The 283-nt window shown below is 64.7% G+C and carries 1 pseudogene; it reads left to right on the forward strand.

From position 1 onward, the window contains the following. Positions 1-103: pseudogene (locus EN869_RS34110) on the forward strand (tRNA 2-thiocytidine(32) synthetase TtcA); the annotation flags it as partial. Between the last annotated feature and the right edge of the window lie 180 nt (positions 104-283).

Raw genomic sequence — 283 nt, forward strand, 5'->3', positions numbered from 1 at the left:
GCCGAAGCTTCTCAATGACGAGGGCGACGTCATGGTGCTGCGGCCGCTCGCCTATAGCGCCGAGGCCGATCTCGAAAGATTCGCCAACGCGATGAAATTCCCGCCGGCCGTCCATGGACCGATGCCGGGCACAGCCGTCATCGCGGCGATCGCCTCGCCGCTCGGAAGCCATCATTCTCGGCTCGGCCTGACCTGAATCTCAACACACCTTGCCCTAGCTTGGATACCTCTCAGCCTTCCCGTTCCGCATCGAGCGCCGCCAGGATGCGCGGCGGCGACATCG

The sequence above is a fragment of the Mesorhizobium sp. M2D.F.Ca.ET.226.01.1.1 genome (genome assembly GCF_004022705.2).
Taxonomy (GTDB): Bacteria; Pseudomonadota; Alphaproteobacteria; order Rhizobiales; family Rhizobiaceae; genus Mesorhizobium.